15 protein-coding genes are annotated in these 16,946 nt (G+C 48.0%); 5 read left to right on the forward strand and 10 right to left on the reverse strand.

Features of this window, described 5'->3' with window-relative positions:
* Positions 1-327 precede the first annotated feature (327 nt).
* Positions 328-2,712 (forward strand): phosphoketolase family protein, encoded by a 2,385-nt coding sequence (locus ACKTSF_RS08350; protein WP_407888429.1) that lies wholly within the window; start codon positions 328-330, stop codon positions 2,710-2,712.
* Between the two features lie 277 nt (positions 2,713-2,989).
* Here the strand turns inward: ACKTSF_RS08350 and ACKTSF_RS08355 are convergent, their stop codons facing one another.
* From ACKTSF_RS08355 to greA, 8 genes are all read right to left on the reverse strand, one after another.
* Positions 2,990-3,613, reverse strand: coding sequence for a CBS domain-containing protein (locus tag ACKTSF_RS08355; RefSeq protein WP_407888430.1), 624 nt, complete (start codon positions 3,611-3,613; stop codon positions 2,990-2,992).
* A 2-nt stretch (positions 3,614-3,615) separates the two neighbouring features.
* A complete protein-coding gene (locus ACKTSF_RS08360) occupies positions 3,616-4,320 on the reverse strand; it encodes an ABC transporter ATP-binding protein (RefSeq protein ID WP_407888432.1) in 705 nt (234 codons plus the stop codon).
* Positions 4,320-5,102, reverse strand: a complete 783-nt coding sequence (locus tag ACKTSF_RS08365) for an ABC transporter ATP-binding protein (protein ID WP_407888434.1) — start codon at positions 5,100-5,102, stop codon at positions 4,320-4,322. The genes ACKTSF_RS08360 and ACKTSF_RS08365 overlap by 1 nt, the downstream gene beginning before the upstream one ends.
* A complete protein-coding gene (locus ACKTSF_RS08370) occupies positions 5,095-6,054 on the reverse strand; it encodes a branched-chain amino acid ABC transporter permease (RefSeq protein ID WP_407888436.1) in 960 nt (319 codons plus the stop codon). The genes ACKTSF_RS08365 and ACKTSF_RS08370 overlap by 8 nt, the downstream gene beginning before the upstream one ends.
* Positions 6,055-6,064: 10 nt before the next feature.
* Positions 6,065-6,943, reverse strand: a complete 879-nt coding sequence (locus ACKTSF_RS08375; RefSeq protein ID WP_407888438.1) for a branched-chain amino acid ABC transporter permease — start codon at positions 6,941-6,943, stop codon at positions 6,065-6,067.
* A 23-nt stretch (positions 6,944-6,966) separates the two neighbouring features.
* Positions 6,967-8,163: an ABC transporter substrate-binding protein gene (locus tag ACKTSF_RS08380; protein WP_407888440.1), complete on the reverse strand. Its 1,197-nt coding sequence runs from the start codon at positions 8,161-8,163 to the stop codon at positions 6,967-6,969.
* Between the two features lie 465 nt (positions 8,164-8,628).
* Complete coding sequence (locus tag ACKTSF_RS08385; protein ID WP_407888442.1) at positions 8,629-8,940, reverse strand: MFS transporter; 312 nt, start codon at positions 8,938-8,940, stop codon at positions 8,629-8,631.
* Between the two features lie 172 nt (positions 8,941-9,112).
* Complete coding sequence (gene greA / locus ACKTSF_RS08390) at positions 9,113-9,592, reverse strand: transcription elongation factor GreA (RefSeq protein ID WP_407888444.1); 480 nt, start codon at positions 9,590-9,592, stop codon at positions 9,113-9,115.
* Between the two features lie 75 nt (positions 9,593-9,667).
* Here greA and ACKTSF_RS08395 point away from each other — a divergent pair, with 75 nt between their 5' ends.
* The 4 genes from ACKTSF_RS08395 (at position 9,668) to ACKTSF_RS08410 (ending at position 14,075) form a co-directional block, all read left to right on the forward strand.
* Positions 9,668-10,087, forward strand: a complete 420-nt coding sequence (locus ACKTSF_RS08395; RefSeq protein WP_407888446.1) for a hypothetical protein — start codon at positions 9,668-9,670, stop codon at positions 10,085-10,087.
* Positions 10,088-10,624: 537 nt separating this feature from the next.
* Entirely contained in the window at positions 10,625-11,401 is a 777-nt protein-coding gene (locus tag ACKTSF_RS08400) for a response regulator transcription factor (RefSeq protein WP_407888448.1), read from the forward strand.
* A 15-nt stretch (positions 11,402-11,416) separates the two neighbouring features.
* The gene (locus ACKTSF_RS08405) at positions 11,417-12,748 is read left to right on the forward strand and encodes a sensor histidine kinase (protein ID WP_407888450.1); all 1,332 of its coding nucleotides are present in this window, start codon (positions 11,417-11,419) and stop codon (positions 12,746-12,748) included.
* A 4-nt stretch (positions 12,749-12,752) separates the two neighbouring features.
* Positions 12,753-14,075, forward strand: coding sequence for a signal transduction protein (locus tag ACKTSF_RS08410; RefSeq protein WP_407888452.1), 1,323 nt, complete (start codon positions 12,753-12,755; stop codon positions 14,073-14,075).
* A 1,412-nt stretch (positions 14,076-15,487) separates the two neighbouring features.
* Here ACKTSF_RS08410 and ACKTSF_RS08415 read toward each other — a convergent pair.
* Positions 15,488-16,378: an RluA family pseudouridine synthase gene (locus ACKTSF_RS08415; RefSeq protein ID WP_407888454.1), complete on the reverse strand. Its 891-nt coding sequence runs from the start codon at positions 16,376-16,378 to the stop codon at positions 15,488-15,490.
* Positions 16,379-16,479: 101 nt separating this feature from the next.
* A complete protein-coding gene (locus ACKTSF_RS08420; protein WP_020089089.1) occupies positions 16,480-16,935 on the reverse strand; it encodes a universal stress protein in 456 nt (151 codons plus the stop codon).
* Positions 16,936-16,946 lie beyond the last annotated feature (11 nt).

Here is a 16,946-nt window from a genome sequence, read left to right on the forward strand (position 1 = left end):
GCTTTGGCTGTTTCACAAGCTTTAGATTAAGGATTCATCTGGCATTTGGGCTCAAAAAAAATTGCCTAATCTCAAAGGATTAGACAATTTTATAAATGGAATTACCAACAACAGTTGACATAGAACCTTTGTATCAAGGTTTTACAACGAGGTCCTTTTTTTGGAACAATTGATACGGTCCAATTTATAAAAAGGTTGACTTTTTTATAAAAAACGTTATGATAGAACTGTAAAAATCATCCCGGTATTCACTACGAGGTAAATTTTACAACATTTTCTATCAACTAGATTGTGCAGTTACGAATTCAAAGAAGGAGTGTTAATTACATGGCAAATGCAGACTTCGACTCCAAGGCATACTTGGAAGGCGTTGACAAGTACTGGCGTGCAGCAAATTACCTGTCAGTTGGTCAGTTATTCTTGCGTGACAACCCATTATTGAAGCGTGACTTAACCTCTGACGATGTTAAGATTAAGCCTATTGGTCACTGGGGAACTATTGTTTCTCAAAACTTCATCTATGCCCACTTAAACCGGGCTATCCTGAAGTATGACTTGAACATGTTCTATATTGAAGGTTCAGGTCACGGTGGCCAAGTTATGGTTTCTAACTCATATCTTGATGGTAGCTATAGTGAAATTTATCCTAATATCTCCCAAGATGAAGAAGGCTTGAAGCGTTTATTCAAGCAGTTCTCCTTCCCAGGTGGGGTTGCATCCCATGCTGCACCTGAAACCCCAGGTTCTATCCATGAAGGTGGAGAACTTGGTTACAGCCTTTCACACGGTACTGGTGCGATCTTAGATAACCCAGACGTTATTGCCGCTGTTGAAATTGGTGATGGGGAATCTGAAACTGGCCCACTGGCTGCTTCATGGTTCTCTGACAAATTTATTAACCCAATCAAAGATGGTGCTGTTTTACCAATCATCAACATGAACGGGTTCAAGATTTCTAACCCAACTATCCTGTCACGGATGTCCGACGAAGACTTAACGAAGTACTTTGAAGGTATGGGCTGGGATCCTCACTTTGTTGAAATTGAAGTTGGGGATACTGACTTCATGCGGGTTCATGAAGACATGGCTAAGACGATGGACGAAGTCATTGGTAAGATCAAGGCTATTCAAAAGAATGCCCGTGAAAACAATGACGAAACGTTGCCTAAGTGGCCAATGATCATCTTCCGTTCACCTAAGGGCTGGACTGGTCCAAAGGCTGACTTGGATGGGAACCCTATCGAAGGCTCATTCCGTGCTCACCAAGTGCCAATTCCTGTTGCTGCTGGCGACATGGAACACGCTGACATGTTGGTCAACTGGTTGAAGTCTTACAAGCCAGAAGAATTATTCAACGAAGACGGTACTGTTAAGCAAGAAGTCCGCGACATGGCACCTAAGGGTGAACAACGGATGGCGATGAACCCAATCACTAATGGTGGGATCAAGCCACAACCATTGAAGTTGCCTGACTACAAGAAGTATGCCGTGGATACAACTGAGCATGGTAAGACGATTGCCCAAGACATGTTGGTCTGGTCTGACTATCTGGCTGACATCATGAAGTTGAACCCAGACACTTTCCGTGGCTTTGGTCCTGATGAAACGAAGTCTAACCGTCTGTACGCTGCTTTGGATTATGGTAAGCGTCAATGGATGGAAGGCATCAAAGAACCTAACGATGAAAACATGGCTCACGAAGGCCGGATCATCGATTCTCAACTTTCAGAACACCAAGCTGAAGGTTGGTTAGAAGGCTATATTCTGACTGGTCGGCACGGTTACTTTGCAACTTACGAATCATTCGGTCGGGTCGTGGATTCCATGTTGACCCAACACTTCAAGTGGTTGCGTAAGGCTGCAGAACAAGAATGGCGTCATGACTACCCATCCTTGAACTTCGTTGACACGTCAACTGTCTTCCAGCAAGACCACAACGGTTACACCCACCAAGATCCTGGGATGTTGACCCACTTGGCCGAAAAGAAGCCAGCATTCATCCGTGAATACTTGCCGGCCGATGCTAACACCTTGTTAGCCGTTGGTGACGTCGCATTCCGGAGCCGTGAAAAGATTAACTTGATTGTAACGTCAAAGCACCCACGTCCACAATGGTTCTCTATTGATGAAGCCACTAACCTGGTTCACAATGGTCTGGGCTACATCGACTGGGCATCTACTGACCAAGGTCAAGAACCTGACGTTGTCTTCGCTGCCGCTGGTACTGAACCAACTTGGGAATCATTAGCCGCAATTTCATTGTTGCATGACGAATTCCCAGATATGAAGATCCGCTTCATCAACGTGGTTGACCTGTTGAAGTTGCGTTCTCCTAAGTTGGACCCTCGTGGTATCTCCGATGATGAGTTCGACCGTCTCTTCACGACGGACAAGCCTGTTATCTTTGCCTTCCATGGTTTTGAAGGCTTAGTTAAGGACTTATTCTTCGACCGTCACAACCATAACTTACACGTTCATGGTTACCGTGAAAACGGTGACATTACGACGCCATTTGACATGCGTGTCCTGAACCACTTGGACCGTTACCACTTGGCTAAGGAAGCCGTTGATGACATCGATGCATACGCTGTTAAGGGCGCATACTTCGCACAACGGATGGACGACATGGTTGCTAAGCATAACGCTTACATCCGTGAAGTTGGGACTGACTTGCCAGAAGTTAATGCTTGGCAATGGAAGCCATTGAAGTAGTCATAGACGACTTTAATCGGTGATTAATTCAAAATTAAAATGGCGCGTCAATCTGACTCATTAGAGTTGGATTGACGCGCCATTTTGCTGACCCAAAGAGGCCGTTTCTGGTGGGAGACGTTCCCGTTAGCAAATAGTGCGGCGTTATTAAAATAGTTGTTGTTGCCAGTGACTACTTACCGGGTAGATACGATACTTCTGGCGAATTTCGGAAAACTAAGGTAATCGGTGATCGTTTCCTGTAGTATGGGTCAAAAGAAAGCGAAGCGTGGGACTGCTAAATAACATCGAAGCCGGCAGTTGCTAACACCTGATTCACGGTCGTTGCTTGATCACTGTCAATGTGAAGCTCAATGACGCGCTCCTGATGTTCACGAACAACCATTAACGTTTGAATACTGAGGTTGTGTTCAGCTAAGACTTGGCCGATACGAAAGATAATTCCCGTGTGGTCGTGGTTGACCTTAATGCGGCAAACAATACCGGGTTCACCGTAGCCTGAAATGTTGAGAAAGGCATCAAGAATATCGTTGTTGGTGATGATACCCACTACTTGTTCGGCTTGTATTACTGGTAGGACACCGATCTTGTGTTGGCGCATTTGATAAATGCCATCTTCCAACTGGGCAGTCGCGGGGATGGTCTGAACGTGGCGTTCCATGATACTTGCGACGGTGGTCTTGGTCAATAAATAATTGGTTTCATAAACAGACAAGCTGGTGGCCTGTGAAGGCAGTGCACGGGCGATAATGCCCTGAGTTACGATACCCACTAAGGTGCTACCATCTAGAACGGGTAGGCGGTGAATGGCGTTTGTTTTCATCAGTTCGATCGCAACGCTCACCGTAGTTTGTGGGGTAATGACGATTAATTTGGTGCTCATGTAATCTGCTACACTCATAGTTATCCTCCTAGGTAGGCCTTTTGTACGGCCGGATTAGCCAGTAAATTTTGACCAGTTCCACTGAGTTTAATCTCACCAGATGCGAGAACGTAACCGCGGTCGGCAATTGAAAGGGCCTTGTTGGCGTTTTGCTCGATTAATAGGACCGTGGTACCAGCAGCGTTAATAGCGCGGATGATATCGAAGATTTCGTTAATGAAGATGGGGGCTAAGCCCATAGAAGGTTCATCGAGTAACATCAGTTTTGGCTTGGCCATTAAGGCACGGCCCATGGCTAGCATCTGTTGCTCCCCACCTGAGAGGGTGGCTGCATCTTGTTGACGCCGCTGTTTGAGGACGGGAAAATAGTTATAGACGTCTTCGTAGGATTGGGCGAGATGATTCCGGTCTTTGCGGAGAAAGGCGCCCATTTGTAGGTTCTCCTGCACGGAAAGCCCGGAAAAGATATGCCGTCCCTCAGGAACCTGCGAGATCCCGGCTTGGACAATCTTGGGAGCAGTGACTTTTTGAATCTGGCGATCTAAGTAGGTGACCTGCCCACTGATGGGCCGCATGATACCGGAAATTGTATGGAGAATTGTGGATTTCCCAGCACCGTTAGCACCAATCAAGGTCACAATTTCACCGGTGTGAATCTCAAAGCTCACCTTTTTGATGGCTTGAATGGCGCCATAGTTAACAACGAGATCTTTGACTGATAACATTAAGCTTCATCTCCTAGATAGGCCTTAATAACGGCGGGATTGTGTTGAATCTCATTCGGGGTACCCTCGGCCAACAGTGCGCCATGTTCCAATACGTAGAGGCGTTCGACGACGTTCATGACCAGGGACATATCGTGTTCGATCAGGACAATCGTGATATGAAAATCGCGCTGAACCTGGCGAATCAAGCGTGTTAAATCGGCAGTTTCTTCAGGATTCATTCCGGCGGCCGGTTCATCCAAGAAAAGCAGTTTGGGCTTTGTTGCAAGGGCACGGACAATTTCTAGGCGTCGCTGAATCCCATAAGGCAAGTTCTTTGCCTGTTGGTCGGCAACACTAGTTAAGTCGAAGATAGCGAGCAGTTTTTGTGCGGCAAGGGTCATGTCAGCTTCAGTGCGATAGAATTTTGGAACGCGAAAGATACTGGCGAGAAATCCCTCGTGGTAATGGTTGGTCATGGCAATCCGAACGTTGTCAAGAACGCTGAGCTCCTTGAATAAGCGAATGTTTTGAAAAGTCCGTGAGAGACCGGCTTGAGCAATTTCTGCGGGATGTTTGCCATTCAAGGACTGGACGCCATGGTCGGTGTAGAGGCTGATGGCACCGGAGGTCACGGGTGTGACCCCGGTAAGTAGATTAAACAGTGTCGTTTTTCCAGCGCCATTAGGACCAATTAGGCCGACGAGTTCATTTTGATTGAAGTGAACTGAGACATTGGCAACGGCGGTCAGGCCACCGAAGTTCTTCACGATTTGTTGTGCGGTTAGTAAGGGACTACTCATGAATGGATTGCTCCTTTCGTTGATGAGAGCCGAGGTGTTTGAAGGACAGCTCCCGGTTGCCTAAGAGGCCAGAAGGTTTGAAAATCATAATCAGAATTAAGGCCAGTGAATAGATGATCATTCGCAGGGTACCAAAGTTTTGTAGAATGGTATCGAGAATTCCTAGGACGATTGCGGCAACGAAGGTCCCCGTAATGCTCCCAACACCACCCAGAACGACAATAATTAGAATAGCGATGGAGGCCATGATGTTGAAGTCACCGGGTGCAATCGTCTGAATATAGGCGGCGTGAAGCGAGCCACCAATGGCAGCCGTCGCAGCACCAAAGACAAAGGCGGCCAACTTCCAACGTGTCGGGTTGATACCCATGGCTTCAGCGGCAATCTCGTCTTCACGGACCGACATGATGGCACGACCGTTGCGGCTATGAATGAAGTTGACCGTGACAATCGTGGTGAGGCACATCAAAACGTAGACGGTCGCCCAAGTCACCAATGGTGGAATGTTGAAGAGTCCAGCTGCACCGTTCGTTATTTTTAAGTTATTGATCAAAATTCGAATGATTTCGGCAGCCCCCATGGTGGCAATCGCCAGGTAATCGCCGCGAAGACGTAACGTGGGAATCCCCACGATCAGGGCGGCGATCATGGCAATGATAATACCAACGACCATGGAGAGGTAGAAGCCTAATGACGTGGCGATATTTTGGGTTATGATCCCGGTCGCGTAAGCACCAATTGCCATAAAGCCGGCGTGACCAAGTGAAAATTGTCCAGAGAAACCAATAATTAAGTTCAAACCGGTTGCTAAGATAATGTTGATGCCAATGGTTACCAGCATGTTTTCAATAAAGGCATTGATGATCCCGAGAAATTCGCAGGCGTCAATCGCAACGAAGCCGATAACCATGACCGCTAACCAAGAAATGTTGTATTTAAAATTTGCTTTCATGATGAGGCACCTACACTTTCTCTTTCGTCTTTTTCCCGAATAGTCCGGCTGGAAGGACCAGCAGAATGACAATCAGGACGAAGTAGACCACGGCATCCTTGTAGGCTGACAGGCCAATGGCTTGGACGCCAGTTTCCAGTAGTCCAATTAGGAAACCACCGACTGAAGCACCGGGAACCGACCCAATGCCGCCAATAACAGCGGCAACGAAGGCTTTGATCCCGGGCGTCATGCCCATCAGCGGGTCAATGGCGTTGTAATACAATCCAATCAGGACGCCGGCAGCACCGGCCATTGCGGATCCCAGGGCAAATGTAAAAGAAATCGTGTGATTGATATTGATGCCGACCAACTGGGCAGCATCTGGATCAACGGATACCGCGCGCATGGCTCGTCCCATCTTGGTTCGCTTGATAATTAACTCGAGGAGGAGCATCAACAAGCAGGCCGTCCCAAGAATCAAGAGTTGAATATTGGAGATGCGGAGGCCGCCAAGGTGATAAGTCACCGTTTTGATGACCTGCGGGAAACTCCGCGTGTTGGCCGTGAACAGGTAAGTCATGCCGTTCTCCAATAGGAAGGAAATACCAATCGCCGTGATCAATGCGGTAATCCGGGGAGAGTGGCGAAGCGGTCGGTAGGCGAAATACTCGATAATGACGCCAATTAAAGCGCAGAAAATCATGGCGGAAAGCATGGCCCAAATAAAATTGAAGTGTAACTGATTGATCACGAAGTAGCCCCAGAAGGCCCCCAGCATATAGATGTCACCATGAGCAAAATTGATTAGCTTAATGATGCCGTAGACCATGGTATAACCCAGGGCGAGTAGCGCGTAAATACTGCCGAGCGAGAGACCGTTAATCAGTTGTTGTCCGAATGTTTGCATGTAATTCCTCCGATCTACTTGGATTATTTAATGGTGTAGGCCTGCGAAACTGTCCCGTCAGTCAACTTTTCGATGGTCATCGATTTTTCAGGGTTATGATTCTTATTCATGGTGATGGTTCCCGTGACGCCCTTGAAATCTGTGATCTTAGCCAAACCAGCGGTAATCTTTACGGAGTTAGCAGACTTTTCGCTTTCAATTGCGGACTTGATCATGTAGACAGAGTCATAAGCCAGCGCGGAGAACGTTGGGGCCGTGGTGTGGTACTTGGCCTGGTACGCCTTCAAGAATGCTGCGGCGAGGGTGTTGGTTTCGCCGGACTTCGTTGAGAAGGGGGTGGTGTAGTAAATATTGTTGGTATTTGAATTTCCGGCAATCTTGGCCAGTTTGGCATCGGCCATGCCGTCACTTCCCACGATAGGAACGTCAATGCCGGCTTGCCGGGCTTGCTTAATGATTAAGCCCAGTTCTGAGTAGTAACCGGGGGCGTAAATGGCGTCGATATTCTTGTGTTTCAATGACGTCAGGATAGCGTTGAAGTCCTTGTCGCCTTCTTGGAAAGTCTGGTTGCTGACGACTTTTCCGGTATAAGTCTGCTTGAAGGCCTTAGTCAGCCCAGTACCATAGTCACTGGAGTTGTCCGTTAGAATGGCGACGTTCTTAGCCTTGAGCGTGCTGGTCATGAATTTCGCTGCGGATGAGCCTTGGAAATTATTCTGGAAGCAGGCGCGGAAAATATATTTCTGGACATCGCCGTTCTTCTGCAATGTATAGCCGGGGTCGGTTGCGGAAGGACTGACGGAGGGAACTTGCGCCTTAGTCATATTAGGAATTGATGCGGTGCCGGCATTGGTTGCGGCGGGACCAACTACGGCGACGACCTTGTCATTGTTGACCAGTTGAGCGGCGACCGACGCCGCAGTGGTGTTAGAGGTCTTATTGTCACGGACCACTAGTTGAATCTTCTTTTTGGTATTGCCGACCTTGATACCGCCAGCCTTATTAATTTTATTAACGGCCAATTGAATTCCTTGTTTCTGCTGTTGACCATAGCCAGCGGCTGAACCTGAAAGCTCCATGTTGACGCCGATTTTGATGGTTTTACCAGGATTGTTACCTTGGCCACTGCCGTTAGACTTTGCTGTGCTACAACCCGCCAGTGCCAAAACGATCGTTGCGAGGGCCCCAATTTTAACCATGTTTTTTTGCCATCTGATCATATGTAATTCCCGCTTTCTAAATTGTGTTTTGATGGTACAGACTTGCTAACAAACCTCCTTCGGACTAACAAAAAGACCTCATCCACTGGGTGAATGAGGTCTTACACGTGTACCGAGCCCTCATTACCACACGGGAAAGAAGGGCTCAGAACTTGAATTTTGAGTGTTAGCTCAAGGTCAAGTAACCGGGTCCTTCTTCGTTAATAATAAGGCTGCGTTTTGAATAGCGAGGGTCTTCATCGTTTTAGTTGGTTGCGCTGTTTGTATGGTCATCATGAAAATCCCTCGCTTTCAAAAGTTTGTTTTGGTTTAGTTGATGTGTCTTACAATAATTAAAATTGGATGAGATGTCAAGCTTAATTTTAATTTAATATTTGGCAGGCGGTCTAATAAGCCCGTCATAACAGGATTTGCTGCGTTCTTAAGATTTTGAAGTTACCGGCTAATTTTTCCATGACTCAGAAATCAAGCTGGAATGGCGGTGATGACGATGAACCCGACCGACCACATAAAGGCGGTTTGGTAAGCGGCGTTCATGCCGATGCGAGGTGCTTCGTGTTGAATGATTGTGGCGAGCACGGCGGTTCCCATGGCACCGCCAATGTTTTGGAGCATTCGCGTGGCCGTTGTGGCCTCTGCAATTAAAGGCTTGGGAACGCCCGTGTAGCTGTCGGCCATGACTGGAATTATCAGTCCGCCTTGACCGATTCCGCGCACGAAAAGGGCAATCAAGATCCACCACACATTAGTCGTGGCGGTAATGAAGTTGTGAGCCACCAAGAGTTGAGTCAGACTGCCCGCAATGAAATGGTGGATGATATTTTACTACCCGTCTTTCGGTCAGTGGGACAGTAGCCGTAGAAAGAATGTGACCACACAAAAAGACTGCTGAGAATCGTTTTGGACGATCCTCAGCAGTCTTTTTTTAAATGGTATAATATGATTAATATTATTTAGGCTGGTAGAGCGTAACGGTGATAAGTTGGACCTGATAGTTGGCATGGGGTGCCTGAATGGTGACCGTTTCACCGGGGTAATGTCCCAGCAGGGCTTTACCCAGTGGAGAGACGCGCGTGATTTTACCGGCATCCAGATCAGCTTCTTGGGTGCCAACCAGTTGGTAGCTCACTTGATCGTTATCATCCATGAACCTGACGGTGACCCATTTACCCAGCTCGACCTTGTCATCCTTACTGGGGTCTACGACCTTGGCATACTGGAGCTGCTTATTGAAGAAACGCAGTTGGCTTTCCAAATGCCGCAGGTCCCGCTTGGCCGCCGAATACTCGGCGTTTTCCGAAAGGTCTCCGTGGGCCCGTGCCTCCGCGAGAATCGCGATTTTCTCGGGTCGGTCAGCCTCTAGTGCTGCAATTTTTGCTTGTAAATCGTGATACCCCGCCGCCGTGATGGGATTAAAATCTCGTGCCATGGTTTGACACCTCATTCCCTTAGAATTCACCCCCAATTTTACCAATTTTTGCGAAAAAGAAAAGGAGTTCTCCCCATGAAATTGTCCGCACGGTATTGGTTACGACAGGCAGGCATTGGCCTAGTCTTTGCGCTGGTCATCGCCACGTTTGGTCACTTAAATTACACACAATGGCGTTTGTTGCCTGGTATGACCGGTGCCGACTGGTACTTTCTATTCAGTTGGCTATGCTTTCCGTTCGCCAAATGGGTCATCCTAGAAGACAAGCGTGACGTTAAAGCACCCACGATTCGGCGGAAACGAAAGCGACGTGCCGCTGAGCAGACGGCATCCGTCTATGAGCAGATGCAGCAACCCAAGCGTGAACCGCGACTTGAGGCGGCTCCCAAAGCACCGCTAAAGTGGTACTGGCGCGGTTTGATCGACATTGCGCTGGTTTTCGTAGGGCCACTGATTTTAGGCGGATTTGTCACTTATTCGTTACGACACAATTAAATTGTGTCGATTTTTACTGCTTTAACGTGCAAATATTGACGTTTTTGTAACTTAGCGCCTGATAAACCGAAATCATGTTAAAGTTATGACAGTTGGAAGGGGTCAGTTTTCACAGGACTGATGTTGCGAATCAACTAATTAAAGTATGCGTGGTTAAGGTCACACTTTGGGGGAGGCCTTAACCGGATTCGTACCCCGAGATTATCTAATCAAGAGGTCAGCTTGGCAGAATAGAATTGGTCGGAAACTTTAGGACGACTAGTAGCAAGGATTTCAGCGATCGGCTGAAGAGTAAGCGTACGAACGGGTTATTTCGGAATACCTAAGGCTTTCACGACTTAATTAGAACTTGGGGGAGTGCTAATTTAGCCAGCGCCGGTAATTAAATAATCCAATTAAAGGAGAACCATCTGAGGGGATGGTTCTTTTTTATGGACAAAAACGATTGCAACTGTCAGAAAATCAAGGTACATTAATGAGTGATAGGGTTACGGTATAATTGAGTCGTAATAGTAACAATTTTTCGATTACGGGAAAATGATGAAGGGACGTGATTTGGTGTTAGCCGTGTATCTTTGTGAAGATAATCAGGAACAATTAGCGCACTACGCGGACGTGGTGAAACGCTACATCATGATCAATGATTATGATATGGAAATTCGGTTGGCTACGCCCAGTCCACAGGCGCTATTAAAAGATTTGGCGGACAATCCGCCGGAGTATGCCTTGTTCTTTCTCGACATTGAATTCCCGGCCGAAGACACGACCGGATTGGAGACGGCCATTGCCATTCGTCGTCAGCTAGGGTTTGCGGAGATCGTCTTCGTGACGACTCACTCCGAAATGGCGCTGTTGACTTTCGAACGCAAGGTGGAGCCTATGGATTTTGTGGTCAAGGACCTGGGGCGCGCACAGATCGATCAGAAGTTGCGGGAAAACGTCGACTATGGGTATCAGCGTTACACCAATTACTTAGGCAATACTGAAAATTTATTTAGCTACAATATTGGGGGCCGATCCTTCAGCCTACCCATGGGAGACGTGTATTTTGTGGCGACCGCGGAAACGCCTCACAAGGTGACGGTTCACGCGGCTAGCCAACTTGTTGAGTTCCCCGGTTTCTTGAAGGATATCGCTGATCAATACCCGGAGCTGTATCGAACCGACAAGAGTTTTCTTGTCAATCTTGACAATGTGACTGGCATTGATGAGGCAACCCGGCGACTGGTTTTTCCAAATGGGGACAAGACTGATATTGCCACTCGCCGGTTCCATGAGGTTAAGACGTTGGTTCAAAAACATTTAAAGTCCTAAGAGGGTGCGTACAAAATGACGGTGGACTTACTTCAAATCTTTGATCGACACTTCTGGGTAAGTTTAGCCCTGGCCGTGACCATGCAGTGGTTCATCACGCTGTGGGTGGGGGTTATTCGCCCGCAGAACTGGAAGTTGCCGCTCAAATGGATTGGCTGGGGACTGATTCCGGCGTTTATTGGACAGTCATGGGCATTGCTGATTCCACCAATCAGCGCGTTAACGTACTTGATCCGTCACCGACGAAAATCAACACTGATATTCGTCAATGCAACAATTGTCATTTTCCTCGTTGTGGTGCTGATTAACGACGTTTGTCGGCAGGTGTCCATTGAACTGTGGGGACTTGCTGAGACCAACAGTGTTTCTGGTTTGGCGACGCGATTGATCTTTCAATTCTTCATTTATATGCTGATCTCGGTCGGCGTTTCTGGGATGCGGGTTCAGCCAGGGAACCTGGACGCCTTGGAGTTCAGCCGCAAGGAACAGTGGACGGTGATGGCCTTGTTAGGCAGCCTTGCCGTCCTGGCTGAGATGTCTTCACTGATCATTCATCACCTACAGATTACTCACGCGATGCTGACCTTTGCGTTAAGTATTGAACTAGTCATGGTTCTGCTGATTTCGGTGAGCTTATTTGTCTTTTTCCAAAGCTTCTTTCACCGCCAGCGCGTTCGAGCTAACTACCAAGAAACCTTGATTAAGACGCGCTATGACCGGCGAATGTCCGATCAGGTTCGGGCCATTCGGCAGTTTAAGCAGAACTATCAAAAGCAGATGTTACGGCTTGGTGATTACCTAGACGAAGAGGACTATGAGGGCTTGGCGGCCTACTATGAAACGTTGAGTTCACGCTGGTCGGCAACCCATCACTTAGTCGGCATCGAAGCTGATGGTTTACAGCAGCTAAGTGATCCGCCGTTGAAGAGTTTATTGTTTCAGAAATTGCTGGCGGCGCAAAATAAGGGTCGCGACATTCGCCTTGAAATTCCCACGCCAGTTAAGACGCTGCCTATAGATAGTGTTGATCTCCTGCGCATCATGGGTATTTTGCTGGATAACGCGATTGAAGCACCGGTCGTTGGAAATAATCCCACGATTTACTGTGCGATCTTAGATTATCCCGATGCCGTTGAATTGGCCGTTGCCAATCCCGTGTCGCGGGAGGATCCGCCACAGATTAACCAGTTCATGCGGGCTGGTTACACCACAAAGGGGGGCAGTCACGGGCTGGGCTTGAGCACAGTTCACGATATTATTGATCAGACGGATAATGCTGCACTTCAGATTGCGATCAAGCGCGGTCGATTGTATTTCACAGTGATTTTGACGAAGCCGGGGAGGTGAGTACGTGATTACGGTCAATGCGGTCAGTTTTGGACTAGCAGATTTTTCATTGGTTTTTTGGTTTGTCTATTTTCAATACTACTGGTTTCCACACCTGCACGTGAAGAACTTTCTACTTTATTGTGTGGTCATGGGACTGGGCTTCACGGCACTGGACTTGTTGAATCCCTTCACGGCGACCAGCAAACTCCTGGGTATGTTGCCGATTATCGTGTTACTGGCTGTAGAAATTGGTCTGCTGGCTTTTCAGAATAACTGGCAGTTTTTACCCGCATTCATAGATGTTTCAATTCTTGCCTATCTTTTAATAGAATTCGTGGATATGCTGGTCATCGCGGGTACGATTCGGTTGACCAGTGACCGGTTTGCGGCCAGCGTCTGGGGAACGCTCACGGAGCTGACCATTGACAGCGTGATTTTCACCATGGTTGCGATGGGTATCTTGCTCACGCGGGCACCGATGGAGAATCTGATTCAGTCGATGTTGGGGCGGACCACGGAGTATCTCTTTCTCATCTTCATGGCAGTCTTGGGATTGATATACATTCTCTTCGAATACTCGCTACAGAGCCTGGCAGATTCCGACCACTATCTGATTTTTCTGGCAGGAATCTCCGGGACACTTCTCGTTGGGTTGACATTGAGTACATATATGCTGATACAGACCCACTTGCAGCAGGAACACACGCAACTTCAGTCACAGCAACAGGAGTTTCGGGAGCAATACACGACTGAACTCAACCGGCAGTTAGCCACCGTCCGCAAATTCAGCCACGATTATCAAAACATGTTACTGGGGCTGGGAGGCTACTTGGAAGATAAGGACTACGAGGGCTTTCGGCAACTCTACATCGATATTCGTTCGGGGTGGGAAACTAGCAACGCTGCTGAATTGACAATCGATGACTTGTCCAACATTCCCAGCTCAAGCCTCCGTTACGGTCTCTATCATAACTATCTGATGGCTCGCGACCAGGGCGTCCAGCTCTTCGTAAAAGTTCCGGAGCCGTTGACAGCTACCGTGGCCACACTCAAGGAGATGGTTGCCGCAATTGACAAGACGTTACCGCCGATTATTCCGTCGATTAGCCACATCGCCCCGTCGATGATTACGTTAGAGCTCGCGGAGACTACACAGTCTCTGCGCCTCTCACTGACCTTTCCGGTGCCATTGGATGCCAAAGTCGATGGCAAGAATCGCGTCGTTGCTGAACGGGGGATGCTAGATTTCTCCAGACTCCAGCGTTCGTTACCGCAAACGGCGACCTGTACGTTAAAAACCAAGGTACATTGGGGCCAGCTTATTATTGCGTTGCCCAAAGGGTAGTTCAACCATTGGAAGTTTCACAAAGTTTGTTTGATGAAACAATTAACTAAAAAGTAATGCTACCAATAAGGCTCTAACTGAAAACGCTTGCAATTCTACTGCCATCTGATATACTGGGACATGTAATACCAATCAATCTTTCAGAGAAGCCCGAATAATCCGGCAGTTTGACGGGTTCTCGACTTTGTGAAAATAACTCTTATCGTAAGGATTAGAGTTACCTTTACAGATTGTGCTAGTGGTCCCAAGCTAGTTCAATCAGGTTGCTCAATAAACTACATATTGAGATTATGGCTAAGCTGAGTGAACAGCGTTTTCCTGACTACACCTCGAGGATGTTGCAAAACTCAATGATGCTATGGGAACCGGAGCTGGTTACTCCGGTTTTTTTGTGTTGAGAGAGTGGAGCAAGCCGTTTAGATTCCGAGCATTAGGGAAATAAGTGGAAGAATCTGGCTTGCGGAACTCGTTTCGAAACAGAGTGTGAAGAAGGGCGGTAGGTCCTGAGCATTAACGTAGATAAGTGCCAGCTTGGCGGAGCCGAGCCGGTGCTTATCTGGGTTAAGCGCAGGGACCTGCCCGACTGAACACGTTTCAGAAGCCGCAAGTTTCCGGACATCCTGGCGAGAGCAAGTCTGACGATTTAAGCAAAAGCAAGCATTAGCAACTTATGCCGAGCAGGAGTCACTTATTTTGTTAAGCGCAGGGACCTGCCCGACTGAACACGGTTCAGAGGCAGCATATTTCCGAGCATCCTGGCGAGAGCAAGTCTGACGATTTAAGCAAAAGTAAGCATTGGCGACCTATGCCGGACAGGAGGACTTAGCTTTCTAAGCGGAGGGGCCTGCCGACTGAACACGTTTCAAAGGCCGCATATTTCCGAATATACCGACGAGAGCAAGCCTAACGAACTAAATCGGAATAGTCAGCAATTTCCATGCAGGACAACAGCGGCTTAAATCTTTGAATACAATCTAACAGGTGATTCTCGTTGAATCCAATTCACCCACAATTCTAAAAAATCGCCCCCATACTTACAACTAATGTAAAAATTCCAGTTTTAGTCGCACATATTCACCAAACCCAAGAAAAACTTAAACAATCCCCAGCAGTGTCAAAATTCCTACATACGTCCGAAAAACAAAAAAGCCTAGCGTAATCCCGGCCGCATCCGGAATTACGCTAGGTTTAACTTTATCAAACGATACTAACTTAAGTTGACTACTCCCCAAATCAATAAGATGGCTAACATCCCCGCAAGAATGATTAGGGCTAGTTTTTGTTGCCAGCGCATCAAATCCCCCCTAGCCATATCAACTGACTATAGTATAACTGGATTCAATGATTAACAACCACAATCGTCCTTATCGTGGAAAAATTGACGTTTACGCGTTTGTCAGTTTCGCCAACCCTTACTCACACGAGAATGTGGCAAAATCAGCCGGTACGGGGGCCATCACGGTTGTTGAAGGCCCATCTAAGGTAAATGGCTGTGGAAAGGCTAAACGCCAGCAGTGAAGCCGTAAACGGTCCTGACTGGTAGGGGCGTACAGCGGATCACCAATCAAGGGGTGTCCCGCGGCCGCTAAGTGTACGCGCAGTTGGTGAGTTCGCCCAGTTTCCAGCCAAAGTTTGACTAGCGTCGCGTTGGCTTGGTAATCGACGGCCTCGTAGTGGGTTATGGCGGACTGGGCGTTCACGCCGTTTACTTGCCGCTTACGTTTATCGCGGGGGTCGCGGCCAATGGGATCGGTGAAGGTACCACTACCGGTGAGTCGACCATGAATCCAGGCCAGATATGTCCGCTGTACGCGCTTTTCGGCAATGTTGCGGACCATGATGGGAACCACGGCAGGCGTTTTGGTCATCATCAAGGCGCCGGTGGTTTCCTGGTCCAAACGGCTCAGAATGTAAGGCCCCGGTTGCGCATCACCCAGGTAAGCCGCCACGTGATTGAGAGTGGTTCCGCGTTCACCGGGTTGGTTGGGGTGGGTTTTACTCCCTCGTGTCTTGTTGATAATGAGTAGGTCGGCCGTCTCATAGAGGACTGCGACCGTTGCCGCGCTATCCGGTGCCACGTTGGGAAAGGGCTCGGCAAAGTCGCCTGGTAGAAAGGTCAGGCGAACCGTGTCTCCAGCCATGACCGGTTGATTCATTGTGCGGTAAGCGCCGTTGACCAGGACGCGTTGGCTGATCCGTAGGTCGTGAATCAGATGTTTGGGAATCAGCCAGGCAATCAAGAGTTGTCGTAGAGGCAGCGGTGCCTGATCGAAGGGAATTGTGATGGTGTAGGTCCAGTCCATGAGAGACTCCTTTTCAAAGAAATGGTTAGATCGGCCAGAAATGAGTCCTGACCAGACAAAATGACCCACCGCAAAAGCGGCGGGTCATTTTAAGTTAACTGTTATTTCGTAAGTTCTGGTTTGACGATCAGCACGTCACAAATAGCGGAACGGCTGACGTAGTTGGTAACTGAGCCGACCATTAACCGTTCAACGGCGGTCAGACCAGTTGAGCCAATCACGATTAATTCTGAACCGTGATCTGCAGGGAATTCCCGCGCAATAACTGGCTTAGGATTTCCGAAACGCACGTGAATGCTGACATCGGGAACACCGGCATTGATTGCTTGTTGCTTCAAGCTTTCCAACCGGTCTTGAACGTCTTGTGAGAGCTTGTAAATGACATCACCACTCACAGCGCCACCATAAGTATCGCTAAATTGGTTAACTTCGAGGACGTTTAAGATATCAAGATGTGTTTGGTTACGTTTAGCGACTTCGATTGCTTTTTCTAAAACTGGTTGGGTTGCCTTAGAACCGTCAACGGGAACCAGAATGTTCTTGTATTGTTGTAACATAAAGAATGCCA

It is taken from the genome of Levilactobacillus muriae, assembly GCF_045862015.1.
In the GTDB taxonomy this organism is placed as follows: domain Bacteria; phylum Bacillota; class Bacilli; order Lactobacillales; family Lactobacillaceae; genus Levilactobacillus; species Levilactobacillus muriae.

Coding starts and splice junctions, on each gene's coding strand:
- ACKTSF_RS08350 (WP_407888429.1), top strand. CDS start 328: ATGGCAAATGCAGACTTCGACTCCAAGGCATACTTGGAAGGCGTTGAC.
- ACKTSF_RS08355 (WP_407888430.1), bottom strand. CDS start 3,613: ATGAGTGTAGCAGATTACATGAGCACCAAATTAATCGTCATTACCCCA.
- ACKTSF_RS08360 (WP_407888432.1), bottom strand. CDS start 4,320: ATGTTATCAGTCAAAGATCTCGTTGTTAACTATGGCGCCATTCAAGCC.
- ACKTSF_RS08365 (WP_407888434.1), bottom strand. CDS start 5,102: ATGAGTAGTCCCTTACTAACCGCACAACAAATCGTGAAGAACTTCGGT.
- ACKTSF_RS08370 (WP_407888436.1), bottom strand. CDS start 6,054: ATGAAAGCAAATTTTAAATACAACATTTCTTGGTTAGCGGTCATGGTT.
- ACKTSF_RS08375 (WP_407888438.1), bottom strand. CDS start 6,943: ATGCAAACATTCGGACAACAACTGATTAACGGTCTCTCGCTCGGCAGT.
- ACKTSF_RS08380 (WP_407888440.1), bottom strand. CDS start 8,163: ATGATCAGATGGCAAAAAAACATGGTTAAAATTGGGGCCCTCGCAACG.
- greA (WP_407888444.1), bottom strand. CDS start 9,592: ATGGCACGAGATTTTAATCCCATCACGGCGGCGGGGTATCACGATTTA.
- ACKTSF_RS08395 (WP_407888446.1), top strand. CDS start 9,668: ATGAAATTGTCCGCACGGTATTGGTTACGACAGGCAGGCATTGGCCTA.
- ACKTSF_RS08400 (WP_407888448.1), top strand. CDS start 10,625: ATGATGAAGGGACGTGATTTGGTGTTAGCCGTGTATCTTTGTGAAGAT.
- ACKTSF_RS08405 (WP_407888450.1), top strand. CDS start 11,417: ATGACGGTGGACTTACTTCAAATCTTTGATCGACACTTCTGGGTAAGT.
- ACKTSF_RS08415 (WP_407888454.1), bottom strand. CDS start 16,378: ATGGACTGGACCTACACCATCACAATTCCCTTCGATCAGGCACCGCTG.
- ACKTSF_RS08420 (WP_020089089.1), bottom strand. CDS start 16,935: ATGTTACAACAATACAAGAACATTCTGGTTCCCGTTGACGGTTCTAAG.